This window comes from Methylobacterium sp. NMS14P, from assembly GCF_028583545.1.
Lineage (GTDB): Bacteria > Pseudomonadota > Alphaproteobacteria > Rhizobiales > Beijerinckiaceae > Methylobacterium.
Window position 1 is genome coordinate 96841 of sequence record NZ_CP087107.1, and the last position, 24314, is coordinate 121154.

General features: G+C 70.5%; 16 protein-coding genes and 1 pseudogene. 7 read left to right on the forward strand and 10 right to left on the reverse strand.

Annotation, left to right across the window (positions count from 1 at the left end; genetic code table 11):
- Nucleotides 1-10 precede the first annotated feature (10 nt).
- The 4 genes and pseudogenes from LOK46_RS30285 to LOK46_RS30300 all read left to right on the forward strand — a co-directional run bounded on the left by LOK46_RS30285 (nucleotide 11) and on the right by LOK46_RS30300 (nucleotide 4543).
- Entirely contained in the window at nucleotides 11-868 is an 858-nt protein-coding gene (locus tag LOK46_RS30285) for an HpcH/HpaI aldolase/citrate lyase family protein (protein ID WP_273565213.1), read from the forward strand.
- Complete coding sequence (locus tag LOK46_RS30290; protein WP_273565049.1) at nucleotides 865-2106, forward strand: CaiB/BaiF CoA transferase family protein; 1242 nt, start codon at nucleotides 865-867, stop codon at nucleotides 2104-2106. The genes LOK46_RS30285 and LOK46_RS30290 overlap by 4 nt, the downstream gene beginning before the upstream one ends.
- A gap of 20 nt (nucleotides 2107-2126) precedes the next feature.
- Nucleotides 2127-3056, forward strand: a complete 930-nt coding sequence (locus LOK46_RS30295) for an amidohydrolase family protein (protein ID WP_273565050.1) — start codon at nucleotides 2127-2129, stop codon at nucleotides 3054-3056.
- Between the two features lie 31 nt (nucleotides 3057-3087).
- A pseudogene (locus LOK46_RS30300) lies at nucleotides 3088-4543 on the forward strand (MmgE/PrpD family protein).
- A 93-nt stretch (nucleotides 4544-4636) separates the two neighbouring features.
- On the opposite strand, the gene LOK46_RS30305 reads toward LOK46_RS30300, so the two are convergent.
- Together LOK46_RS30305 and LOK46_RS30310 are read right to left on the reverse strand one after the other, a co-directional pair.
- The gene (locus tag LOK46_RS30305; protein ID WP_273565051.1) at nucleotides 4637-5692 is read right to left on the reverse strand and encodes a YihY/virulence factor BrkB family protein; all 1056 of its coding nucleotides are present in this window, start codon (nucleotides 5690-5692) and stop codon (nucleotides 4637-4639) included.
- 338 nt (nucleotides 5693-6030) lie between these two features.
- The gene (locus LOK46_RS30310; protein ID WP_273565052.1) at nucleotides 6031-7314 is read right to left on the reverse strand and encodes a family 16 glycosylhydrolase; all 1284 of its coding nucleotides are present in this window, start codon (nucleotides 7312-7314) and stop codon (nucleotides 6031-6033) included.
- Between the two features lie 628 nt (nucleotides 7315-7942).
- On the opposite strand from LOK46_RS30310, the gene LOK46_RS30315 reads away from it, so the two are divergent.
- The 3 genes from LOK46_RS30315 to LOK46_RS30325 all read left to right on the forward strand — a co-directional run bounded on the left by LOK46_RS30315 (nucleotide 7943) and on the right by LOK46_RS30325 (nucleotide 13710).
- A complete protein-coding gene (locus LOK46_RS30315) occupies nucleotides 7943-10555 on the forward strand; it encodes a hypothetical protein (protein ID WP_273565053.1) in 2613 nt (870 codons plus the stop codon).
- Nucleotides 10556-10660: 105 nt separating this feature from the next.
- Nucleotides 10661-12385, forward strand: coding sequence for a type I secretion system permease/ATPase (locus LOK46_RS30320; RefSeq protein WP_273565054.1), 1725 nt, complete (start codon nucleotides 10661-10663; stop codon nucleotides 12383-12385).
- Nucleotides 12382-13710 carry an HlyD family type I secretion periplasmic adaptor subunit gene (locus LOK46_RS30325; protein ID WP_273565055.1) on the forward strand — a complete coding sequence of 443 codons (1329 nt, stop codon included), beginning with the start codon at nucleotides 12382-12384 and terminating at the stop codon, nucleotides 13708-13710. Before LOK46_RS30320 ends, LOK46_RS30325 begins: the two co-directional genes overlap by 4 nt.
- A 190-nt stretch (nucleotides 13711-13900) precedes the next feature.
- Here the strand turns inward: LOK46_RS30325 and LOK46_RS30330 are convergent, their stop codons facing one another.
- From LOK46_RS30330 to LOK46_RS30365, 8 genes are all read right to left on the reverse strand, one after another.
- On the reverse strand, nucleotides 13901-17332 hold the full coding sequence (locus LOK46_RS30330; protein ID WP_443192928.1) for a PAS domain S-box protein: 3432 nt from the start codon (nucleotides 17330-17332) through the stop codon (nucleotides 13901-13903).
- Nucleotides 17333-17638: 306 nt separating this feature from the next.
- The gene (locus LOK46_RS30335) at nucleotides 17639-18598 is read right to left on the reverse strand and encodes a HEAT repeat domain-containing protein (RefSeq protein WP_273565214.1); all 960 of its coding nucleotides are present in this window, start codon (nucleotides 18596-18598) and stop codon (nucleotides 17639-17641) included.
- 5 nt (nucleotides 18599-18603) lie between these two features.
- Nucleotides 18604-18837, reverse strand: a complete 234-nt coding sequence (locus LOK46_RS30340) for a 4Fe-4S dicluster domain-containing protein (protein ID WP_273565057.1) — start codon at nucleotides 18835-18837, stop codon at nucleotides 18604-18606.
- A gap of 27 nt (nucleotides 18838-18864) precedes the next feature.
- Nucleotides 18865-20610 (reverse strand): fumarate reductase/succinate dehydrogenase flavoprotein subunit, encoded by a 1746-nt coding sequence (locus tag LOK46_RS30345; protein WP_273565058.1) that lies wholly within the window; start codon nucleotides 20608-20610, stop codon nucleotides 18865-18867.
- 32 nt (nucleotides 20611-20642) lie between these two features.
- Complete coding sequence (locus LOK46_RS30350) at nucleotides 20643-20996, reverse strand: DUF971 domain-containing protein (RefSeq protein ID WP_273565059.1); 354 nt, start codon at nucleotides 20994-20996, stop codon at nucleotides 20643-20645.
- Nucleotides 20997-21093: 97 nt separating this feature from the next.
- Nucleotides 21094-21933, reverse strand: a complete 840-nt coding sequence (locus LOK46_RS30355) for an ABC transporter ATP-binding protein (RefSeq protein WP_273565060.1) — start codon at nucleotides 21931-21933, stop codon at nucleotides 21094-21096.
- Nucleotides 21930-22784: an ABC transporter permease gene (locus tag LOK46_RS30360; RefSeq protein WP_273565061.1), complete on the reverse strand. Its 855-nt coding sequence runs from the start codon at nucleotides 22782-22784 to the stop codon at nucleotides 21930-21932. The genes LOK46_RS30355 and LOK46_RS30360 overlap by 4 nt, the downstream gene beginning before the upstream one ends.
- Nucleotides 22781-24208 carry an ABC transporter substrate-binding protein gene (locus LOK46_RS30365; protein ID WP_443192923.1) on the reverse strand — a complete coding sequence of 476 codons (1428 nt, stop codon included), beginning with the start codon at nucleotides 24206-24208 and terminating at the stop codon, nucleotides 22781-22783. Before LOK46_RS30365 ends, LOK46_RS30360 begins: the two co-directional genes overlap by 4 nt.
- Nucleotides 24209-24314: the final 106 nt, after the last annotated feature.

Here is a 24314-nt window from a genome sequence, read left to right on the forward strand (position 1 = left end):
CGCCGTGCTGATGCGCTCGAAGCTGTTCGTCCCGGCCTCCCGGCCCGAACTGTTCGCGAAGGCCGCCGCCGGCCCCGCCGACGCCCTCTCCTTCGACCTCGAGGACGCCGTGCCGGAAGCCCGCAAGGACGCGGCGCGGGACGCTCTCGCGGCCTATCTGCGGGAAGCGCCCTCCGGTCTGCGCCAGACCGTCGTGGTGCGGGTCAACGCCCCCGGCACCGGGCATTTCGCGCGCGACCTCGAGGCGGTGGCCCTGCCGCGCACGGACCTCATCAACCTGCCGATGGTCGAGGAACCGGCCGCCATCACCGCGGCGGCCACCCGCCTCGACGGGTTGGATCCGGCGGGCCGCATCCGCCTCCTCGTCAACATCGAGACGCCACGGTCGCTGCGCCGGGCGGCCGACCTCGCCCGCGCGCATCCCCGCGTCGCCGGCCTGCAGATCGGCTACGCAGACCTGCTCGAGCCCTGCGGCATCGACCGCGACGACGCCTCGGCCCTGGCCCAGATCCGCCTCGCCGTCCGGCTCGCGGCCGCGGAGGCCGACGTGCCCGCCTACGACGGGGCGTTCGCGGCGGTGAAGGAGCCCGAGGCGTTCCGCGCGGAGTGCGAGGCCGCCCGCCGCCACGGCTTCGCCGGCAAGACCTGCATCCATCCGAGCCAGGTCGAGATCGCCAACGCCGCCTTCCTGCCGCGCCCGGACGAGGTGGCGTGGTCGCGCCGCATCCTGGCGGCCGCCGCCGAGGCCGAGGCGCGGGGGCTCGGGGCGATCCTCGTGGACGGCAGGATGATCGATCCGCCCTTCCTGGCCCGGGCCCGCGCCGTCGTGGCGCTGTCCGACCTCCACAGCGGGACGGAAGCCCGATGACCATGCGTGACCTGCACCGGCGCGACTACCGGCCCGAGGCCAGCGGCATCCTCGACGGCGTGCGCATCCTCGACCTCTCCCGCCTCTTCGCCGGCAACGTGCTGACTCAGATGCTCGGCGATTTCGGCGCCGAGGTGATCAAGGTCGAGCCCCCCGAGGGCGACACCCTGCGCGCCTGGAAAACCGAGGGTGTGGAGACCCACTGGAAGATCTACGCCCGCAACAAGAAGAGCCTGTGCCTGTCGCTGCGCGATCCGCGCGCCGTCGACGTGATCCGCGCCCTGGTGCCGTCCTGCCAGATGCTGGTGGAGAGCTTCCGGCCGGGGGTGCTCGAAGCGATGGGCCTGGCGCCCGAGGCCCTGCACGCCCTCAATCCCGGCCTGACCATCATCCGCATCTCCGGCTGGGGCCAGGACGGGCCCTACGCGCAGCGGCCCGGCTTCGGCACCGTGATCGAGGGGTTCTCCGGCTTCGCGGCGATGAACGGTTTCGCGGATCGCGAGCCCGTGCTGCCGCCGATGTACCTCGCCGACGGGGTCGCCGGCCTCACCGGGGCCTCGGCCGCGATGATCGCGCTCCGCGAGGTGGAGGTGAATGGCGGCCGCGGGCAGGTGATCGATCTGCCGCTCCTCGACCCGCTCTTCGCGATCCTCAGCCCGCAGGCGGCGCATCACCGGCTCACCGGCACGGTGAAGCCGCGCACCGGCTCGCGCTCGACGAACTCGGCGCCGCGAAACGCCTATCGGTGCAGCGATGGCCGCTACGTCGGCCTGTCGGGCTCGATCCAGAAGATGGCCGAGCGCCTGTTCTGGGCGATCGGGCGCCCGGACCTCGTGGACGACCCGCGCTTCCGCACCAACGCCGACCGGTTGCGCCACGTCGACGAGCTCGACGCGATCATCGGCGCATTCATCGCGCGGCGGACGCAGGACGAGAACGTCGCCTTCTTCGAGGCGGCCGAGGTGACGATCGGCCCGATCAACGATGCGGCCAAGCTCGTCGCCGACCCGCACGTGGTCGAGCGCGAACTCGTCGCCGACTATCCCGACCCGGACATGGGGCTGATCCCCATGCACGCCGTCGTGCCGCGCCTGCACGATCGGCCGGGCTCGATCCGCACCCCCGCGCCGACACTCGGCCAGCACAACCGCGAACTGCTCGGCCGGATCGGCATCGCGGGCGCGGCCTTCGACGGGCTCGTCGAGGCGGGCGTGGTGCGCGGCGGCGACACCCGGTGACGACGACAGGGAGGATGGGAATGCCCATGCTGACACGCCGCGGCTTCGTCGCGGCCACGATGGCCGGCGTGGCGCTGCCGCGCGGGGCGCTGGCCGCCGACGGACCGGTCCCGAACTCCGCCGGCACCGAGGGGCCGCGCCGTCTTGCGCCCGCCGGGGCCTGCGACTGCCACTTCCACATCATCGACGCGCGCTTCCCGCCCCCCGACACGCCGAAGCCCCCGGGCATGACGGTCGACGATTACCGCCTGCTCCAGGCGCGCCTCGGCACGACCCGCGCCGTGCCGGTGCAGCCGAAGAACCACGGCACCGATCCGACCTGTCTCCTCGACGCCCTCGCGCGCTTCGGCGGGAACGGGCGCGGCATCGCCGTCCTTCGCCCGGACGTCACGGACGCCGCGCTGAAGCGCCTCGACGCCGGCAACGTGCGCGGCCTGCGCTTCAGCGTCTGGAATCCCAACGACACCGTGGCCCCGATCGCCGCGATCGAGCCGCTGGCCAAGCGCGTCGCCGATCTCGGCTGGCACGTGCAGCTGCACATGTCCGGGGACCAGATCCGGGAGAACGCGGCTCTGCTGAACCGGCTGCCCTGCGGGATCGTGTTCGACCATATGGGCCGCCTCGATCCCGCCAGGGGGCCCGACGACCCCGCCTTCGCGACCATCGCCGGCTTGGTCGAGAAAGGACGGGCCTGGGTGAAGCTCGCGGGCGCCTACCTGAACACCCGAGCCGGCCCGCCCGAGTATCCGGACGCGACCCGCACCGCCCGGGCCTTCGTGAAGCTCGCGCCCGAACGCCTCGTCTGGGGCAGCGACTGGCCGCACGTCACCGAGACGCACAAGCCCGACGACGCGGTGCTGTTCGACCTGCTCTCCGACTGGGCCGGCAGCGAGGCCACGCGCGACAGGATCCTCGTCGACAACCCGGCCAAGCTCTACGGCTTCGCCTGATCGGAGAACCGGCCTGATGGGAGAGCCGCGGATGCGGAGTTCGACCTCGCCCTCCCGCCGCCGCGTCGCCGCGTGGTTGGCCGCGGGCCTCGCCCTCGCCGCCGAGCCGGCGAGGGCCGCCCCCGGCGGGGAGCCTCCCCTCGCCGACCGGCTCGCGGCCTACGCCCACCGCCTGCGGTTCGAGGATCTCGACCCGGCCACGGTCGAGACGGTGAAGGTCCACCTCATCGACGCGCTGGGATGCGGGCTCGTCGCCCTCGATGCCGGGCCGGTGCGGATCTGCCGGGAGATCGCGCTCAGCGACGGGGTCGGTTCCGCGACCATCCTCGGCACCGACCGGCGGACCAGTCCGGAGCTCGCCGCCTTCCAACGGCGTCGCCATCCGCTACGAGGATTTCAACGACGTCTATGTCGGGCGCGAGCCGGGCCATCCCAGCGACACCATCGCCGCCTGCCTCGCCGTGGCCGAGGCCGAGGGCGCCACGGGTCGCGACCTCATCGCGGCGATCGCCGTCGCGTACGAGATCACCTGTCGCCTGCTCGACGCCGCCGAAGTGACGGGGCGTGGCTGGGACCATCCGGTCTACAGCCTGCCCGCCTCGGCGCTGGCCGCGGGCCGGCTGATGCGGCTCGCGCCGGAGGCCCTGACCCAGGCCGTCAACCTCGCGATCAACGGCCACATCGCCATGAACCAGACCCGCGTCCAGACCCTCTCGGACTGGAAGGGCGTGGCTGATGCCGAGGCGACCCGCGCGGGGGTGTTCGCGGCGCGCCTCGCCCGTGCCGGGCTGACGGGGCCGGCGCCGATCTTCGAGGGCCGTGCCGGCTTCTTCAAACAGGTCTCCGGCCCGTTCACCGTCGACGTTGCGACCTTCGGCGGCCAGGGACGCCCCTTCCGCGTCGCGCAATGCGGGATCAAGCCGTACCCGGCGCAGGTCTACTGCCTGACGGCGATTCCGGCCGGCATCGCCATCGCCGCGGAAGCCGGTGGCGTCGACAGGATCCGCAGCCTGCGCATCGACACGACGCATCTCGGCTACGTCACCGCCGGCCGCGACCGCGAGAAATGGCGCCCGACGACGAAGGACACGGCCGACCACAGCCTGCCCTACATCACGGCGCGGGCGATGCTCGACGGTGCCATCACCAACGACAGCTACGCCCCCGACAAGCTCCGCGATCCGTCCCTGCTGGCGCTCATCGACCGGATCACCGTCGCCGAGGAGCCCGCCCTGACGGCCATGCAGCCGAGAGCGGTGCCGAACCGCTTGACCGCCACACTGGCGGACGGACGCGAGATCGTCCGCCAGGTCGATGATGTCCCGGGCTTCGTGGCGCGGCCGATGACCCGCGACGACGTCGAGCGCAAGTTCCGCATGAATGCCGGCAAGCGCCTCGACCCGCGCGAGGTTCGCCGCATCCTCGACGCCCTCTGGGCGATCGATGGACGGCCCGACCTCACCGGCCTGCTCGCGTCACTGTCCTGAGCGAGCCGGAAGGGGACGGCCATTCCGCCCTCGGTCAGCTGGCGCTGTCGCCCCACGTCGTGGCGGCAACCTCTGCGCTTGGCTGCTCCCCGCTCAGCCCTCCGGCGGGCCAACGGTATCGGCCGCGTGGGCCTCGCGGGACCCGAGCGGCTTCGGCTGCCCGGTCGTGCTGTCGCGCGCCGTCTGACGTTCGATCTCGGCGTTCAGCTTGGCTCCGAGAAGCACGATCACGACCGAGAACCAGATCCACGTCATGAATCCGACGCCCGCGCCGAGCGAGCCGTAGATCCTGTTGTAGCTGTCGAAGCTGGCGACGTACCACGAGAACGAGACCGAGGCGCAGACCCAGGAGACGGCCGCGGCGGCGCCACCCCAGCTCACCCAACGCCACTTGGCCTCGCGCCGACTGGGTCCGTACCGATACGTCACGGCTAGGGCGAGGCTGACGAGGATCAGCAGTCCCGGCCAGCGCAACAGACGCAGCGCGGTGTCCGTCAGGGCGCCCAGACCGAGCTGGTTGAGCGCGATCGGCAGGATCACGACCAGGCTGGTGACGGTCAGGGCGAACAGGATGCCGCTGAGCGTGAACAGGAAGGTGGTGGCGTAGAAGCGCATCAGCGAGCGCTTCTCGCGCTCCCGGTAGATGACGTTGAGCGCATCGAAGAGGGCGCTCACCCCCGAATTCGCGCTCCAGAAGGCGATCAACACGCTCACCAGCGAGGCTGTGCTGAGCGCACCGGTGCTCTGCTGGGCGACGCGGATGAGCTGGTCCGACAGGAGATCGAGGACGCCGCTCGGCAGCACGCCCATGAGGAGGCTCACGTGCTGGCTGATGGCGTGCGGGTCGGAGAACAGACTGTAGAGCGACACGATGGTCGCGAGCGCCGGGAAGGTCGCCAACAGGGTGAAGAAGGCGACGCCGCCGGCCGTGGCGAGTACGCGATCGCGCGGGAACGAGTACAGGACCCTGAAGAGGACGTCCTTCCACCCCGCGGCCGGGATCTGGGCGGGATCGTCTGCGGTTCGGCCACGCCCCGGTTCGCGCGCCCGGCTCTGAGCGAGGGTGAGGCTTCTCGGGTCAGGGCGGCGCGTGCTGACGGAGCGCCAATCTTCGCCCTCATCCTCGTCGTGGTTCTCGTCGGGGGTCACGAGGGATCCTGCGCGGCGGTCTACGCGGGCGCACTATGCGCTGTCCGGGCGCGGTGCCGACCGCGTCGGCCGTTTCGCCGCATCACGGGGTGGCCGTTCGGCCTCGCGCCCATACCACCCGCTCCGGAGGTCTTTTGCAATCTCCGAAAGCGGCCATACCCCGGGCGGGTCTCACCCCGGGAACTGGCGGCGTTGCGGCCTCCGGTGGTGCCGTGACCGATGTGCCCCGGTGTAGAGTAATCCCCGGCTGCCGAAGAGGGCGGAGATTCGCGGCTCGATCTCGATCCCGCGTCGGCAGCACCTTCGATTCGAATTCATCGAGCCTCAGAGACAGATCATTACATGCCGAACATGTTCGCGGTCGGAGCGTGCAACGTGAAAGCGTGGCCCTCATCGATCCAGCCGCTTCCGGCATGACCTTGCTCGATGTAGCTGATCTCGTCGGCACTGGAAGCGTAGTAGTGGCGCCCGCTCTCGGTGTTGACGAATCGCTCGATGTTCAACGCGTTCGATCCGGCGGTGGTCGAACTGGCGTAGGCGTCGAACGCGACGCCGTCGTAGTGGTAGCCGGAGCCGTCCGAGAGAAGCCCGTCGCGCTCCGCGGTGCTGGTCGTGTAGAAGTGGTCGCCGGTCGTCGGGTTGGTGAATCGAAAGACGTCGTCGGTGGCCGACGACGATGCCGGGGCGGCCCAGCCGACGCCCTGATAGGCATATCCAGACTGGGTGCTCTCCAGATGCGCGCGTTCTGCCGCGCTGGCCGTGTAGAAGTGCTGCCCGGAGGCCGCGTCATAGAAGTGAAAGACCGGCTCCAGCGCCGTGGCGGAGCCCGGGTTGGCCTGATAGGCGCGCATGTAGTCGATGTTCATCTGCGCGGGAAACGGCGTCGTCGCGTCGACGTCGCCCGGCCACGAGCCGCCGACGGCCAGGTTCGCGATCATGTACATGGGCTTGTCCAGACCGGCCGGCGTCGGTGTCCGGTAGATCTCCTGTCCGTCGAAGTAGAAGGTCAGGGTGTCCGGTTGCCAGTCGACGCCGTAAGTGTGGTAGCCGCCGCTCATGTCGGCGACGTTGGAGATCCCCTGGCTCATCGTGTGGTTGCCGGGTGTCTGGCCCGGCGCCAGGCTGTGCACCGTGGTGTAGAGCGTGCCGGGATCGTGCCCGAGCATCTCCATCACGTCGATCTCGGGCGGCCAGGAGCCGTCCTCCGGGAGCAACCAGAAGGCCGGCCAGTAACCCTGACCGGCGGGCAGTTCGGCCCTCATCTCGAAGTAGCCGTAGGTCTGGCTGAAACTGTGGAAGGTATTGATCATCCCCGAGGTGTAGGGCTGGTCCCCCAGATCCTGGAGCCGAGATGGGTCTGACGGTGCGGCCGTGATGCTGAGGATCCCGTCGTGCACGCTGAACGGGCTCGGGAGCGCGCTGCCGGCGGGTTGATCGGCGCGGACATACCATTGCTGCTCCTGATTGAAGGGGAGCGTTCCGGTCGACGTGACGTGGATGCTCCATTGCGGGCCGCCCGAGGTGTCGAGACCCGCGGTGCCGTCCCAGAGCCTCAGCGTGTCGAAGTCCTCGCTGTACGTGAGGGTCGCTGTCTGGGCGAGATTGCTCGGATCGATACTCACGGGTCACCTGCCCATTCGCCGCCTTCACCGAAGTGACTGTACCGGACGATACAATCATAAGCTGCAATACGGAATCCGTGCGCCGGTTCCGGCAGTGAGTGCTGCGCACCGTTTCGGTGACGGCGCGACGCGCCGGGCACCGCTGTCGATGCGCGCGGGGCGACATGGCGCATTTGAGTAAGCCGTTGTTGTATCGATGCATCCGTTGTCTGTGGAGCTCATCGTTCTCCGGGCATTGGTCTGATCTGTAAACGACCGCATGACATCGGAGATGTTGGCGAAGTTCAGGCGCGACGATGTGAGCGTATATTAGATCTTGAGTGCTGCGCGGACATGGGCTTGACGGCGACGGGCGTCGCTCTCGATTGCTCAAAGCGCGGACATCGCCTCGCCATTCTCAAGTATGCGCGCCCGTCGGCGACGTCCCGCAGGAGTGAAACCCGTCGTCGAGGAGGCGGACATTCTCGAGCTGAGGCCGAAGACCAAGATGGTCGACCCGCTTCGTGTGCCGGCATTCCGAAGGGTAGCGCGCAGCAACGGAGCGTCGCCGGCTCGGTAATCACTACGGACACGCGATTTTGCAACCCATAATTGCACTGCTGGTTACGCATCAAAACCGGAGGTGCCCATGACATCGTCCTCTCTCACCGCGCTCAACCCGTCGTCACGCTCGCTCGAGTGGCTCGTCGGGTCCAGCGCGCTGTTGTCCTCCACCGCGCTCTCGACCGGTCAATTGACGAGCCTCGGCCCGATTGCCTCTCTCGTCGAGAGTGCCGTCGATGTCGGTGCCGCGGACGCGGGTGGGTCGCTGCTCCCCGACGCGCTGACTGACACCGCGAACCGCATCGTCCTCGACACGCATGCGCAGCTCGAGAACACGGGTCATGAGATCGCGGCGCTGAACGGCCCGCTCCACGGCCTGACCAATCTCGGTGAGACGGTCGGGCTCGGTCATATCGGCGAGGCCGGCAACCTGATCACGGACCTGTCCGGCGCTGTCGCCAGCCCGACCGATGCCGGCGGCCTTGTTCCGGTGCTGAGCGATGCCGCCCAGGTCGCCGAGGCGGCCGGGACCTTGCTGAATACGGTCACGGCACTGCCCGTCGCCGGCAACGGGCTTGTCGGCTCCGGCGGGACTCTGACGCCCGCGGCGGGTATCCTCAATCAAGCCGTCCTCGACCTGCACACGACGTTGGAGGATGTCGGCCATCAGATCCCGGTGCTCAACACGCCGATTCACGCCCTGACCGGGCTGGGTGAGACGGTCGGCCTCGGTCACATCGGCGCGGCGGGCAATCTCCTGACGGACACGCTCGCCGTCCCGGGGTCGATACTGAGTGGCGGCGGCCTCGCCTCGGCCAGTCCGGTTCTCACGGATCTCGGTCCTGTTCTCGGCGCGACCGACACGCTGATCACCGCCGTCACGGGCGCCGCGACGGCCGGCGGCCTGCTCTCGTCGGGCGGCCTCCTCGCCCCGGTCACGAACCTCGCGAACACCGCCGTCCTCGACGTTCACATGACCCTCGAGAACCTCGGGCACGAGATCCCGCTGCTCAACGACGCTGTCCACGGTCTGACCAATCTCGGCGAGACCATCGGCCTCGGCCATCTGGGCCAGGGCGGGAACCTGCTGACGGATGCCGCGGCCCTGCCCGGTGCCCTCCTGGGCGGCCAGGGGCTCGGGGCATTATCCCCCGTCCTCGGCGATGTCGGCGCGGTGGCCGGCGCTGCCGGCGGCCTGCTCGGCGGCGTCACCGGCATCGTCGGCGACCTGGGTGGTGCGGGAGCACCGGGCACGGGTAGTCTCCTCGCCCCCGTCACCGCCGCGGTCGACGGTCTCCTGGGCGGCCTGAACGGAGGTACGGGCTCCGGCGCGACCGGCGCGCTGCTCGGGACGAACGCGCCGCTGCAGCCGGTCGGGGATGTGGCCAATACGCTGATCGACGGCGTCCACGCGGGCCTGGAACAGGTCGGCCACGATGTGCCGATCCTCAACGGTCCGCTCCATGCGGTGATCGGGCTGGGCAACACGGTCGGGTTGGGTGAACTCGGAGACACCCACAACCTGCTCACCGACACCATCAACCTGCCCGGCGCGCTCCTGACCGGAAACGGTCCTGCAGGCGTGGCTCAGGTCGTCGGCGATCTCGGGCACGTCGCGGACGCGCTGGGCGGCGTTGTCGGCTCGGCGACCGGTCTCCTCGACACGGCTGGCGGCGGTCTCGGATCCGGCCTGCCGGGCGGTGGCCTCCTGGCACCGGTCACCTCCGCGCTCGGCGGTCTCACGGGGGACCAGGGCACCGGTGCCCTCGACGGTCTCCTGGGCGGCCTGAACGGAGGTACGGGCTCCGGCGCGACCGGCGCGCTGCTCGGGCCGAGCGCGCCGCTGCAGCCGGTCGGGGATGTGGCCAATACGCTGATCGACGGCGTCCACGCGGGCCTGGAACAGGTCGGCCACGATGTGCCGGCCCTGAACGACCCGCTCCACGCCGTGATCAACCTCGGAACTGCGGTCGGCCTGGGAGAACTCGGCGAGTCGAGCAATCTCGTGACCGATATCGTCAACCTGCCGGGCGCGGTGCTGGCCGGCGACGGGGGGCCCGCGGTGGCGCAGGTCGCGAGCGATCTCGGATCCGTGACGGATGCGGCCGGCAGCGTGCTGGGTTCGGTCGCGGGGATCCTTCCTGCGGCCGGCGGCGACGGCCACCCGACGGGCACTCCGGTCGACGGCGTCGTCGCGACCGTGGCCACGGTCCTGGGCGCGGGCGATACCGGTGCGGCGGGCGGCGCCGTCGGCAACCTGCTCGGCAATCTCACCGGCAACACGTCGGGTGAGGCGGGAGCCGGGACGCACCCGCTGATCGACGTGTCGGCGGGCCCGACGACCGCGACCCCGGTGGCGGACGTTGCCGTGCTCACGCCCTCCGCCGATCCGGCCCACGCCGTCGAGGTGAGCGCGATCGCGGTGAGTGCCGATCAGCCGAGTTTGGCCACGGCGAACCTGCTCGGCAGCGACAGCATCCACCTGCCGCAGACCGGCGGCGGCGCCGACTCCCTCGTCGGCCACCTCGCGGACGCGGTGTCGGCGACATCCGCCGCTCCGGCCGGGGCGGGTGCCTCTCAGGGCGTGAGCGTCGATCTCGGCATCGCCACGATCGATCTCGGCGGCCACACCGAGGTTCAGCACACGGACCCGACGCCCCACACGGCCACGAGCGGCCTGCACCTGCTCGGCCTGTGAGACTCGGCCCCCGCCGCTTCCGCGGCGGGGGCTTCCCCACCGCTGTGGCCCGCATCGCGTCGGCCTGAACCGCTTCGCTGACCTGCAGAGTCGAGGGATCGAATCGTGACCGACGAACGCGTGCTGCGTGTCGCGAGGCGCCGGGAGTTCTGGTCCGCGGTCCGGGCCGGACGCACCTGCCTGATCACCGTGATGATCATCAGCGGTCTCATCAACCTGCTGATGCTCACGGCCCCGATCTTCATGCTGCAGGTCTACGACCGGGTGCTGCCGAGCCGGAGCATCGCGACGCTCGTCGGTCTCGCCGGCATCACGCTGATGCTGCTCGTGATCCAGAGCGTCTTCGAGATCTTCCGTGCCCGGATCCTGGCGCGCTTCGGTCGCCTCGTCGACGAGCGCCTGGGGCCGCGGATCTTCCGAGCCCTGCTGGCGCGCGGCGCCGAGATGCCGCGCAGCGACGACGGGCCCCAGGCCCTGCGCGATCTCGACACCGTCCGCGGCTTCGTGTCGAGCATGGCGGTCAGCGCCTTCTTCGACCTGCCCTGGGTGCCGCTCTACGTCGCGGTCTGCTTCCTGTTCCATCCCTGGCTCGGCGCGGCGGTGGCCGGGGGCGCCCTGTTCCTGTGCGTGCTGACGGTCCTCACGGACTGGGCCTCGTCCGCGTCCACCCAGGACGCCGTCCGGACGGCCGGCGAGCGCCGGTCCTTCACCGACATGGCGCACCGGACCGCACCGCTGCTCTCGGCCCTCGGGATGCGGTCCCGCATCGCGGAACTCTGGCAGGTCCGGGCCCGGCGCAACCTCGACGTCACGGCGTACGGGAACGATCTGGCCATCGGCTTCGGCACGACGGCACGCCTGCTGCGCACGGTGCTGCAATCCAGCATCCTCGGTCTGGGGGCCTTCCTGGTGGTGCGCGAGGAGGCGACGGCCGGCGTGATGCTGGCCGCCACGATCCTGTCCGCCCGCGCCCTCGCGCCGGTCGACCTGGCGATCGCCAACTGGAAATCGTTCTCGGGCGCCCGGCAGGCCTGGGGCCGCCTCGTCGCGTTCCTGCCCCGGCGGGAGCCCGCCGCCCTGACCCCGCTCCCGGCGCCGCGGGAGAGCGTCCGCGTGACGGCCCTGTCGATCGCGGCTCCCGGAACCGACACCCTGGTGCTCCACGACGTCAACGTCGCCCTCGCCCCCGGCAGCGCCCTCGGCGTGATCGGGGCCAGCGGCTCCGGCAAATCCACCTTCGCCCGTGCCCTCGTCGGACTGGCGCGCCCGAGCCGCGGCGTGATCCGCCTCGACGGCGCGGCGATCGAACAGTGGGACCCCGATGCTCTCGGGCGCGCGGTCGGCTACCTGCCGCAGGACATCGAGATGTTCGACGGCACGATCGCCGAGAACATCACGCGCTTCGATCCCGAGCCCAACCCCGAGGCCCTGCTCGCGGCCGCTCAGGCCGCCGGCGTGCACGAGGTCGTGCTCCGCCTGCCGGGCGGCTACGACGCCCGCGTCGGTTCCGGCGGCCTGGGCCTCTCCGGCGGTCAGCGGCAGCGGATCGCGCTCGCGCGGGCGCTCTACGGCGATCCCTTCCTGGTGGTCCTCGACGAGCCGAACTCGAATCTCGACCTCGACGGCGACCGTGCCCTGTCGGCCGCCGTGCAGGGCGTCCGCGCCCGCGGCGGCATCGTCGTGGTGATCGCCCACCGGCCCAGCGCCCTGGCGGCGGTCGATCGCATCCTGGTCCTCGGGGACGGGCGCGTGCAGCTGCACGGCCCGCGCGACGAAGTTCTGTCGAAGCTCAATGCCCTGACGCGGCAGACGCCCACGAGGGTCGCATGACGACGGGTCACACGCCCATCGGGCCGGGGTCGGATCCGACCTCCGAGACGCGGCGCTCCTTGCGGCGGCACGTCGCCGGCGTCGCCGCCGTGATCGTGGTCGCCACGGGCGCGGGAGCCTGGACGGCGGCGACGGAGTTGTCCGGCGCCATCATCGCCACCGGCTCGCTGGTGGTCGAGAGCAACATCAAGAAGGTCCAGCATCCGACCGGCGGCGTCGTCGCCGAACTGCCGATCCAGGAGGGCGCGCGCGTGCAGGCGGGCGACCTGCTGGTGCGCCTGGACGCGACGACAGCCAGGGCCACCTACGACAGCGTCACCAAGAGCCTGTGGGAGATCGCGGCCCGCAACGCCCGGTTGGAGGCGGAGCGCGACGGCCGCGCGAGCCTCGCCGTCGCCCCCGAGCTCGAGGGAGCCGGGCCGGAGGTGGCCCGGATCGTCGACGGCGAGCGCAAGCTGTTCCACTTCCGACGGGACGCGCTCCAGGGTCAGAAGGCGCAGCTCCGCGAGCGGATCGGTCAGCTGAACGAGGAGATCAAAGGTCTGACCGAGCAGGCCGCCGCGAAGGAGCAGGAGACCGCGATCATCGGGCGGGAATACGAAGGCGTCGAGGATCTCTGGAAGAAGAACCTCATCCAGCTGACCCGGCTCACGAGCCTCCAGCGGGACATGTCCCGCCTGAAGGGCGAGCGCGGCGTCCTTGTCGCCAACATCGCGCAGACCAAGGGCAAGGTCTCGGAGACCGAGCTGCAGATCATCCAGCTGGAGCAGAATCTGCGCAGCGACGTCGCCAAGGAACTGGCCGAGAACCGCGCGAAGGCCGCGACGCTGACCGAGCAGAGGATCACGGCCTTCGACCAGCTGCAGCGCATCGAGATCCGCGCGCCGCAGACCGGCTACGTGCACGAACTCGCGGTCCACACCCGCGGCGGCGTGATCTCCCCGGGCGAGCAGATCATGTTGATCGTGCCCAATGCGGACTCGCTCGTCGCGGAGGTTCGGGTCGCGCCGCAAGACATCGATCGGCTGCAGACCGGTCAAGCCGCCGGACTTCGCTTCCCGAGCTTCGACCAACGTACAACGCCGGAACTGAACGGTCGGGTCGTCCGGATCGCCGCGGACGTGAGCGAAGACAAGCGAACGGGCAGCTTCTACTACCTTGTTCGCCTGGGCGTGACGAAGGAGGAGTTGAATCGGCTGGACGGGGCCAAATTGATGCCCGGTATGCCGGTGGAGGCCTTCATCCGGACCGCTGACCGGACTGTTCTCTCCTACCTCACGAAGCCGCTCGTCGATCAGGCCCGACGCGCTTTCCGTGAGAAGTGAGGCCTTCTGGCTCTCCCGCGAAGGATGCGTCCGCGATCCGGCCGAAGGCGCGCCCCACGCCGGGGACCATCCTCGACGATAAGGACGCGCCGGCCGTCGAGCGGTTGGGCAGCGTCGGACATCGGCACTCCGCGAGGATCCACCTGATCCCTCGCGCTGACCCCGCCGAGAGAGCCCGCGTTCACATCGATCAGGTGATGGGCATCTCGATCCGGCAGCGCACACCGTCCGTACCCAGCGCGTAGTCGACCTCGGCCTCCATCGCGTAGGCCAGCGCCTCCTGGATCAACTCCGTGCCGTAGCCCCGGCGCGTGGTCGTCTCCGGATCGATGGCGACGCCGCTCTCGACCCAGCTCAGGGTCAGTCGCCGACGACCGCGCCGGTCGAGGACAACTTCCCAGGTCACATCGAGCCGGCCGGTCTCGACCTTCAGCGCACCGTACTTCACCGCATTGGTAGTCAGCTCGTGCAGGGCCAGGGCGAAGTTCTGGACCTGTCGCGCTTTCAGGGAGACTTCCGGTCCCGCGATCGTCAGCCGGTCCCAGGCTCCATTCGCGTGCGCAGCCAGCTCAGCCCTGACCAGCGCGCCGACCTCGACGGTATCGCTGCCCGCTTGGCTGAGCAGGGCCTGCGCCCGGCTGAGCGCCTGCAGCCGCTCCTCGAACGCCTCGACCGAGCCGCCCTGCTTGACCGTGCGGTCTGCCACGGCGGTGACGACGCCCAGAAGGTTGCGCGCCCGGTGCTGCAGCTCGTTGACGAGCACGTCCTGCCGACGGGTGGCTGCCTTCTCCTCGGTGATGTCGCGGCCCACGCCACCGAACCAGCACAGCGTCCCGGCTGCGTTGCGCATCGGGAAGTCGGTGTTGCGCAGCCAGCGCACGGCCCCGCCCCTGGGCTGCCGGATGCGGTACTCGAAGGAGACGCGCTCGCCTGCGCGCACGCGATCGATCGCCGCGAGCGCGTGGGGCCGATCGTCGGGCAAGATCATATCGAGCCAGCCAGCCAAATTGTCGCCGCGCAGGGCGGCCTCCCGGTCGAGGCCGTAGATCTGCTCGAAGGCCGGCGTGAGGTAGACCCATTGCAGGGTCTTGGCATCACGGATCCACAGGACGTCCGAGGAGGCCTCGCCGAACTGCCGCAGCCGCTCTTCGCTGTCCCGCAGGCGCATCTCGGCCCGGGCTCGCTCGACGGCTGCCCACGTGCGATCCGCGGTCTCTTCCAGCAGGTCGATGTCGGATGCGCGCCAGGCGAGCGGCGCGCTGCTCAGCGCGGCCATGGCGGCGACCACCTTGCCGTCCTTGATGAGAGGTGTGGTCAGGGCAGCTCGGACCTCGTAGGCGAGGAGGCCGTGACGTTCGCCGGCGCTCAGCACGGTGTCAGCCGCGATGTCGTCGATGGCGACTGAGCGCCCGGCGCGCCATGCCTCGGCATGAACCGGGTACAGGCTGAGGTCATGCGTTCCGACGCGGCTCGGCATGGCGCCGCGATAGGAATCTCGCGCGTTGGAGATCACGCCCCGGCCGATATCGATTTCGCTGTACTGGGCCGCTCCGACGCCGAGATGCGCCCCGAGGATGCGACAGGCAACGTCCTGGATCACGACGGCATCGGAGAGAGGCCGAAGCGCGTCGCCGAGCCTCAACAGGAAGGCTTGCCGCTCCTCGCTCGCGCGCAGGGCTGCTTCGGCCTCGACGCTGGCCGTGATGTCCGTGGAGACGCCGATATGGCCGAGATAGGTGCCGTCCTCGCCGAACAGCGGCTGCGCGTAGTTCTCGAACCAGCGCCACTCCCCGTCGTAGCGCCGGATCCGGTTGCGGTTCTGCCAGGGCCGGCGCCGATGCACCGCCGCCAGATAATCCGCGACGTAGTCGTCAACATCGTCGGGGTGGACGAGCGTGTGCCAGCCCTCGCCGCGGATCGCGTCCGCCGACTTGCCGGTGAAGGTGATGAAATAGCCGTTGATGAAGAGGTTCTCGCCGTTCTTGTCGTTGCGCCAGATCAGGGCGGGGGCGGTGTCGGCGAGCGTGCGGAACTGCGCCTCGCTGCGTCGAAGCGCTTCCTCCGCGCTCCTGCGCGCGGTCGCGTCGCTCGCCGTGCCGAGCCACTCCCGGATGTCACCCGCTGCGTCGAGCAGCGGCACGGCGCGCGACAACGTCCACCCCAGGCTGCCGTCCGTGCGCCGGACACGGTGCTCCAGCTCGAACACGGTCTTGGCTCGGATCGCGGCCCGAATGGCAGCTGTAACCTGCTGCTGGTCAGCCGGGTCGATGTACGCGCCCAGCCACTCGCCGCTCGGGCAGGTGGTGTCTGCCAGGAAGCCGCGCCCGTCGAGGGCCCACATCTCGCTCCAGTCCGGGCTCATGCAGTAGATGACATCCGAGCTGGCGGTGACGAAGGCGCGAAATCGCTCCTCGCTCGCGCGCAGCGCCGCCTCGGCGCGCACCCGCTCGGTGATGTCCGAGAAGAGGACTGCCACGCGATTGCGCTCGCGATCGAGGCTGAAGATGTTGAGGTCGAAGGTGCGTCCGAGACTCTGCTCGGGTTCCTGCACCCGCAAGGGTAGGCCGGTGTCGAGCGCCCGCCCATACATCTGCGTCCAGCGCGGGTTGGGGGTGCCGAGCAACTCCGTCGCGGTCTTGCCCACCGGGTAGGGCATCGCGGTGTGCTGCATGAAAGCAGGGTTGACCTCCAGGAAGCGGAAATCGCTCCAGGCGTGCGCCTCGTCCCTTATGACCTCGACCACGGCATAGGCTTCGTCCATCGACTCGAAGAGGGTGCGGTAGCGCTCCTCGCTGTCCCGCAGCGCCGCCTCGGCGCGCTTGCGGACATCGATGTCGATGTTCATGCCGAGCCACTTCTCAACGCGCCCGCCGGCATCGAGTACGGGGGCGGCGCGGACGTTGGTCCAGCGCCAGCCGCCGTCGGGAGCGCGAAGGCGGAACTCGGCGTTGACGAGCCCGCGCACCGCGACAGCCTCGCGCCATTGCCGCTCGGCATAGGCGCGGTCGTCGGGGTGGATCGCGTCGAGCCAACCGTAGCCGAGCCACTCCTCCAGGGTCTGGCCGGTATAGGCGCGCCAACTCGGACAGTCGGCGATGACGACGCCGCTCCCGTCGGTCTCCCATACCGCCTGCGCCCAGCTCTCGATCAGGAGGCGGTGGCGCGTCTCACTCGCGCGCAAGGCCGCCTCCACGCGCGCCCGCGCGCCGATCTCGAAGCCTGTCATGTGCACGAAAGCGACGCGCTCGTCCGCCTCGCGCACCGGTGTCAGCAGGGCGTCGAAGACATCGGTCGCTTCGCCCTCGCCGCGCGTGTCGAGCGGCTGCCCTGCTATCTGCACGGTCTCGCCCGCGAAGGCGCGCGCGTAGAACGGCGCCACCGTCGCCCAGCCCTCCGGGAAGGTCTCCGCCAGCGGGTGGCCGAGAGCCGCCGGATGCCGGTCGCCGTAGAGCTTGGCGGCGGCATCGTTGTAGATCAGGACGCGCTCGGGCCCGCACACGAGGCTCGTCACGAGCGGACTGGCGAGCACCTGCTCCACCATGACTTTGAGGCGTTCCGACCACGCGGCGGTCGAGCCGAGCGGTGTCGCGGTCCAGTCGAAGGCGCGAATGTGCGCGGCCATCGCGTCGCTACCGCGAGGCCAGCGCGGATCAATGTGCGTCATGCCCCTTCAAGAGGCTGGCGTAGCCGATCCCGTCAACTGATCCAGATCAGGGCCGACAACCCAGATCGAGACTGGGTCATGTCTGCCTGTCGTCGCACCATGAACCGCCGCTCCCCACCCCGAGCCGAAGGTGCCGGACGGCCGGCGAACGACCGCTTCGGAGAAGCGCCGACGGCGGTCCGCGCGGCCGGGTCGGGGACAGAACGTCCGCCTTAGTTCAGTCGGTGTTCGTCGCATTGCAGGCGGGCGGCCAGCGCGCGCCGTTCACGTTCCACGGCAGCGGCCGATCGCCCAGCGCACCAACTTGCGTACGTCCGGGTCGGGATCGTCGTAATCCGCTTCCAGAGCGGGTAGGGCGCGCGGGTCGGCGATCTCGCCCAGGGCTGCCGCCGCTTCTTTGCGGAGGTTGCCAATCTCCGCGCCGAGGGCGTGGCCGAGCACCTCAACGGCCTCGACTGCTCCGATACGGCCGAGCGCGTTCGCCGCCTTGACGCGCACCTGCCAGACTGGATCATCCATGCGCGCGATCAGGTCCTCGATCGCCTCGGGCAGGCGGATCTTGGCGGCGGAGCGCGCGGCCTCCTCGCGCACCTGCCAGTTCTCGTCGCGGAGGCCGGCGATCAGGGTCGCGACACCGGGGCCGCCCGGGCGCAGGAAGACGAGGGCCACCATGGTGGCGCGGCGCACGCCCGCATCGGGATCCCCCGCGGTCGCGATGAGAGCCGGCAGAGCCGCCTCCGCCTTGAGGTAGCCGACGACGCCGAGCCCTTCCCGGCGCACCTCCGCCGAAGGGCTGCGCAGGGCCTTGAGCGCGATGGCGAGCGCGTCCGGCAGGACGAGCTCGCGCAGGGCCCGCAGCGCCGCGGCCTGGACGAAGGGGTCGGCATGGGCCGCGCGCTCGATCAGGAGCGGGCCGCAGGCGGGTTCCTTCTTGTCGGCGAGCGTATCGGCGGCGACGCGTCGGACATCGGCATCCGCGTCTTCCAGAGAGCGAACCAGCCCCTCGACGACGTCCGCCCCGTCGTGCTCGTCGAGGGCCTTGGCGGCCGCGGCCCGCACCGTCGCATCGTCGTCGGCGAGGCCCTTCAGCAGCAGCACCTTGGCGTCCGGGCCGACGGCTTCGGCCAGGTCCATCATCGCCACGCGGCGGATGCCGGGATCGGGGTCGGCGCACCGCTCCGCGAGATCATCGAGGTCGTCCTCGAACGTATCGAATACCGGCATGACACTCACCGCAGCAGGTAGGGGATGTTGACCTTGACGGCGTTCGTCGGGCAGTCGGCCTCGCAGGGCATGCAGTACCAGCACTCGTCGTACTTCATGTAGGCCTTCTGCCGGTCCTCATCGATCGCGAGGATATCGAGCGGGCAGACGTCGACGCAGACGCGGCAGCCCTTCTCGGCGATGCACTTCTCGTCGTCCACGACGACGGCGGCGCTCTTGGCCTGGGTGATGATCGGCATGTGAACGTCTCCGGATATGCGGACGACTTACTCGGCAGCGGCCGGCGTCTTGATGCGGAGCTGGTGGTAGGCGCCCATCTCGGCCGCGGCGACGGGCACGATGAAGGGGTCGACGGCGCGCTTGGCGTGGGTCATCCGGCCCTGCGCGTCCTTGTAGAGGACGGTGTGGCAGTTCCAGTTCGCGTCGTCGGTCCCGGGATAGTCCGTGCGCAGGTGGTAGAAGCCCCAGCGACTCTCGGTGCGGTAGAGCGAGGCCGCCGCGGCCATGTCGGCGCAGTCGAGGATCGTCTGCATCTCCAGGGCGCGCAGCAATTCGTGCGGGTCGCGGGCGCAGAGATGGTCGAGATCCTCGCGGATCTCGGCGAAGCGGCGCTGGCCGATCTCCATCTTGGCCGTGACCTTCGGCGGCTCCAGGTAGTCGTTGACGAGGCGGCGCGTCTTGAACTCCATCTCGTGCGGCGTGAGGCCGTCCGCCCGCCGGGTCGGAGCCAGCACGCGGTCCTGCTCGGCCAGGAGGTCGGCCGCCGCGTAGTCGGCGAGGCTGGTGGACGCGCAGTAGGCGGCCGCGTCCGTCCCCGCGATGCCGCCGTTCACGAAGGCGCCGAGCATGTAATTGTGCGGCACGCTCGCCATGTCGCCGACCGCGTAGAGGCCGGGAACCGTGGTGCGGGCGTGCTCGTCGACGAAGACGCCCGAGGCCGAGTGGCCCGAGCAGAAGCCGATCTCGGAGATGTGCATCTCCACGGGGCGCCTCCGGTAATCGGTGCCGCGCCGCTCGTGGAAGCGGCCGCGCGAGGGCCGCTCGTTGGTGTGGAGGATCGTCTCGATCTCGGCGATCGTCTCCTCGCGCAGATGGTCCATCTTGAGGAAGACCGGGCCGTTGCCGCCCTGCAGCTCGCGCCAGAACTCCAGCATCATCTGGCCCGACCAGTAATCGCACTCGATGAAGCGCTCACCTCTGTTGTTGGCCGTGTATCCGCCGAACGGACCGGTGACGTAGGCGCAGGACGGCCCGTTGTAGTCCTTGATCAGCGGGTTGATCTGGTAGCATTCGAGGTTGGCGAGCTGCGCGCCCGCGTGGTAGGCCATCGCGTAGCCGTCGCCGCTGTTGGCCGCGTTCTCGTAGGTGCCGAACAGGTAACCCGAGGCGGGCAAGCCGAGCCGCCCGGCCGCGCCGCAGGCGAGGATCACCGCCTTGGCCCTCACCACCAGGAATTCGCTCGTGCGGGTGTTGACCCCGACCGCGCCCGCGACGCGCCCGTCGGCACCTTTCAGCAGGCGGGTCGCCATGTAGCGGTTGGTCACGCCGACCTGGAGGCGGCGGAGCTGCCGGTAGAGCACCTTCTTGACGTTGTGCCCCTCGGGCATCGGCAGCACGTAGGTCCCCATGTGGTGGACCTTGCGCATGTTGTACTCGCCCGCGCCGTCCTTCTCGAACTTGACCCCGAGCCGGTCGAGGTACTGGATCATCGGGAAGGAGCCCTGCGCGTAGGCCATCACGGCGCGCTGGTTCACGATGCCGTCGTTGGCGACCGTGATCTCCTTCACGTACTGCTCGGGCGTGGCGTAGCCCGGCACGACGGCGTTGTTCAGCCCGTCCATGCCCATGCTGATCGCGCCCGAGCGCTTGACGTTCGCCTTCTCCATCAGGACGACGCGCAGCTTCGGGTCGGCCTCCTTGGCCTTGATGGCGGCCATCGGGCCGCCGGTGCCGCCGCCGATCACCAGGATGTCGGCCTCGATGATCTCAGGTTGGGGGTCGGTCGCGCGCATGCGGGCCCTCGTGCGGGATGGGACGGGCGGGCTCAGGCGGCCCGGGTCGTCGGCTCGGCGGTGGCTGTGGCGCGGGCGAGATCGCGCAGGTAGACGAAGGGGTAGATCCCGCGGGCGTGCCCGTCCGAGAAACCGAGATGGAGAGCGTATCCGCCCATCGGCGCCACCTGGGTCACCGCCACGGCCTCGAACGCCGCCGGGAGGTGGCCCTGGATCCGGTCGCGGGTGCACCAGGCGCAGCGGCAGCCGAGGCGCAGGGCCTCCGCGCCGAGGGTCGCGGCGCTGCCGTCCGCCCAGGTCAGGCGCAGAGCCTGACCGCCGGCCGCGAGCACGATCTCGCTCGGGGCCGCGTCGGGATCGAAGGGCGGTTCGGAGAATAGGGGCATGGCTGGATCCGTCATCGGCCGATAGGAGACCGGGCGGCGGCCGCGCGATAGCAATTCCTTGCCGGTCGCTCAGTCGAGGTCCTGCGGATCTCGCCGCTCACGCCGCCCCCGGCAGCGGCAGCCCGAGCGGGGTCAGGCGCGGCAGCGGCGGTCGGCCGTCCCGCGGGCGCAGCAGGTCGAGGCAGCGGCGCTTCAGCGCGACGAAGTCGGGATCGGTGACGAGGTCGCGTCCGCGCGGGCGCGGGAAGGTCAGCGGGATGTCCTCCAGGATGCGCCCGGGCCGGGCCGACATCACCAGCACCCGGTCGCCGAGGAACAGTGCCTCGTCGATGTCGTGGGTCACGAACACCACGGTGGTCGGCAGCCGCGTCCAGATGTCGAGCAGCAGTTCCTGCATCATCAGCCGGGTCTGCGCGTCCAGCGCCCCGAACGGCTCGTCCATCAGCAGGATCCGCGGCCGGTTGATCAGCACCCGGGCGATCTCGACCCGCTGCTGCATGCCGCCCGACAATTCGGACGGGTAGCGCTCGGCGAAATCCGCCAGCCCCACCAGGGCCAGGAAGTCGCGGGCCAGCGCCAGCCGCTCGGCCTTGGCGACGCCGCGCATCTTCGGGCCGAAGGCGACGTTGTCGACCACGCGCCGCCAGGGCAGCAGGGTGTGCTGCTGGAAGACGATGCCGCGCTCCGGGTCGGGGCCCGCCACGGGCCGCCCGTCGAGGGCGATGCGGCCGCGGGCGAGGCCGAGATGTCCGGCGAGCGCCCCGAGCAGGGTCGATTTTCCGCAGCCCGAGGGCCCGAGCAGGCAGACGAACTGGCGCGGCGGGACGGCGAGGTCGATGTCCCGCACCACCTCGAAGGCGGCGGCGCCGGCCCCGAGGCGGATCGCGGCGCCCGCGATGTCGATGCGGCCGGCGGCCGGGATCGGATCGGCGCTCACGGGCGGCCTCCCCGGGTCCACGGCATGGCCAACCGGCCGAGGCCGCGCACGGCGAGGCTCGATCCCATCCCGAGCAACCCGATCAGCAGCATGCCGACGACGATGTCGTCGTAGTTCTGCAGGGTGTAGGATTCCCAGGTGAAGTAGCCGATCCCGTACTGGCCGGAGATCATCTCGGCGGTGACGAGGCAGAACCAAGCCGTGCCCATGCCGATCGCCGCCCCGGTGACGATGCTGGGCAGAGCGGCGGGGATCACCACCTCGCGCAGGATCGCCGCCCGGCCGGCGCCGAGGCTGCGGGCGGAGGCGACGAGCCGGGGGCTCGCGGCCTCGGCCCCGTGCACGGTATTCAGCAGGATCGGGAACAGGGCGCCCGTGAAGGTGATGAACACCATCGAGGCCTCCGAGGACGGGAACATCAGGATCGCGAGCGGGATCCAGGCCACGGCCGGGATCGGCCGCAGGACCTCCAGCGGCGGCAGCAGCAGGTCGCCCGCCAGCCGCGAGCGGCCGATGGCGAGGCCCAGCGCGATGCCGGCGGCGAGCGCCGCCAGGAAGCCGGTGAGCACCCGCGCGAGGCTCGCCCCGACATGCGCCCCGAGCTTCGGCGACTGCGCCAGCGCCCAGGCCGCCCGCGCCACCTCGGCGGGCGTCGGCACGTTGCGGAACGTGACGGGGCCGAGGTCGAGCTTGAGCCGCGTGGCGAGATACCAGGCCAGGAGGCCGAGGCCGAGCGAGGCGGCCCGGGTCGCGAGGCGGCGCAGGGGCAGGCGCGGCCGGACCGCCCAGCGCCGCGGTGCCACGCCCGGATCGGCGGCGAGGGTGGGCGCGCCGAGCGCTCCGGCGCTCATCGGGCGCTCACCCGCGCCACCGCCGCCCGGGCCGCATCGTAGTCGAGCACGTCGCCGCCGTGGGCCTTGGCGAACGCCTCGGCCTCGCCCTTGAGCAGGAAGGCGCTCAGGCGCCGCTCGGGGTCGCGCACGTACCAGGCCTGCGCGGCGAACAGCTTGATGCCGCTGTCCCGGTCCTGCGCGTAGACCACCCGGGCGCTGCCGCCCGCCTGTTCGAGGGCGGCCAGGGCGGCGAACGCGCCCTCAGGCGAGGCGTAGGGGCGGACCTTCGGCTCGCCCTTCACCCAGATCTGGGCGACGCGCGTCACGTCGATGATCGGCTGGCCGGTCGCGGCATCGGCGGCCTGGAGCGGCGTCTGCGCGTAGTCCTTGAGGCGCGCCTCGTAGTCGATCCCGGCCTCCCGGGCGGCCGCGCGCACGAAACGGTCGTCGATGAAGCGATCGACATCGAGGTCGCCGTCGGCCTTCTTCAGGAGCGTCAGGGTCTCGATCGAGGTCTTCAGCGCCTGCCGGTACTCGGGCTTCCAGGTGATGTCGCGGGTCTGCAGACCGAGCGGCCCGTGGAACAGGTAGGCGACCTCCGCCTCGATGCCGGTCACCCGCTCGATCAGCTCGGCGTAGCGCTCGGGCTCGGCCGCGATCAGCCGGTCCGCCTCGATGGTGGCGCGCAGATACGCGGTGACGATCTCGGGGTAGCGCTCGGCATAGGCCGCATCGACCAGGGCGCCGTGGAAGGTCGGGGCGTTCGACTGGGCGCCGTCGTAGATCTTCCGGGCGATACCGCGCCAGGGGAACAGGTCGGCGAAGGGCACGAAATCGGCATGGGCGTCGATCTTGCCGGCCTTGAGCGCCGAGCCCGCCACCTCGGGCGCCTGGGTGATGATGGTGACGTCGCGCTCCGGATCCCAGCCCTGAGCCTTGACGGCGCGCAGCAGCAGGCCGTGGGCGGTCGACGCGAACGGCACCGAGACGGTCTTGCCCTTCAGCTCGGCGAAGGACTGCACCGGCGAGGCCACCGGTACCACGATGCCGTTGCCGCTGCCCTTGATGCTCCCCGACAGCACGCTTAGGAACAGGCTGCGCCGGCCCGCCTTGGCGAAGGCGGCCCCGTTCAGCGACCCCGGGAAATCGGCCATCGCGCCGAGGTCGAGCTTGCCGGCGACCATCTCGTTGGTGAGCGGCGCGCCGCTGGTGAAGTTGCGCCACTGGATGTCGTAGGTGGCGTCCTTGTACTTGCCGTCATGCGGCAGGAACTTCTCCAGGAGCTTCAGCTCGCGGATCAGGAGGCCGCCGGTCGCGCAGTTGATCGTGGTGTCCTGGGTGCCTACGGCGACGCGGATGGTCTCGGCAAAGGCCGCCGTCTGGGCCGCCGTCACGAGGGCGGAGGCGGCCAGGAAGGCGGCGAAGCGGCGAAGGGCGATCACGCGGGCGGCTCCGTCGATCAGGGGAGACACCGGAAGCGGACAGCGGCGGTGTCGGAACGAGCGAATGTTCGTCCGAGAGCCGCGCTGCGAAACAGCAATTAATTGC

Bases quoted from the DNA above. Each gene is read 5' to 3' on its own strand.
- LOK46_RS30345 (WP_273565058.1), bottom strand. From the start codon at position 20,610: ATGCGCGCGACCGACCCCCAACCTGAGATCATCGAGGCCGACATCCTG.
- LOK46_RS30285 (WP_273565213.1), top strand. From the start codon at position 11: ATGCGCTCGAAGCTGTTCGTCCCGGCCTCCCGGCCCGAACTGTTCGCG.
- LOK46_RS30335 (WP_273565214.1), bottom strand. From the start codon at position 18,598: ATGCCGGTATTCGATACGTTCGAGGACGACCTCGATGATCTCGCGGAG.
- LOK46_RS30290 (WP_273565049.1), top strand. From the start codon at position 865: ATGACCATGCGTGACCTGCACCGGCGCGACTACCGGCCCGAGGCCAGC.
- LOK46_RS30315 (WP_273565053.1), top strand. From the start codon at position 7,943: ATGACATCGTCCTCTCTCACCGCGCTCAACCCGTCGTCACGCTCGCTC.
- LOK46_RS30325 (WP_273565055.1), top strand. From the start codon at position 12,382: ATGACGACGGGTCACACGCCCATCGGGCCGGGGTCGGATCCGACCTCC.
- LOK46_RS30360 (WP_273565061.1), bottom strand. From the start codon at position 22,784: ATGAGCGCCGGAGCGCTCGGCGCGCCCACCCTCGCCGCCGATCCGGGC.
- LOK46_RS30350 (WP_273565059.1), bottom strand. From the start codon at position 20,996: ATGCCCCTATTCTCCGAACCGCCCTTCGATCCCGACGCGGCCCCGAGC.
- LOK46_RS30330 (WP_443192928.1), bottom strand. From the start codon at position 17,332: ATGGCCGCGCACATTCGCGCCTTCGACTGGACCGCGACACCGCTCGGC.
- LOK46_RS30340 (WP_273565057.1), bottom strand. From the start codon at position 18,837: ATGCCGATCATCACCCAGGCCAAGAGCGCCGCCGTCGTCGTGGACGAC.
- LOK46_RS30295 (WP_273565050.1), top strand. From the start codon at position 2,127: ATGCCCATGCTGACACGCCGCGGCTTCGTCGCGGCCACGATGGCCGGC.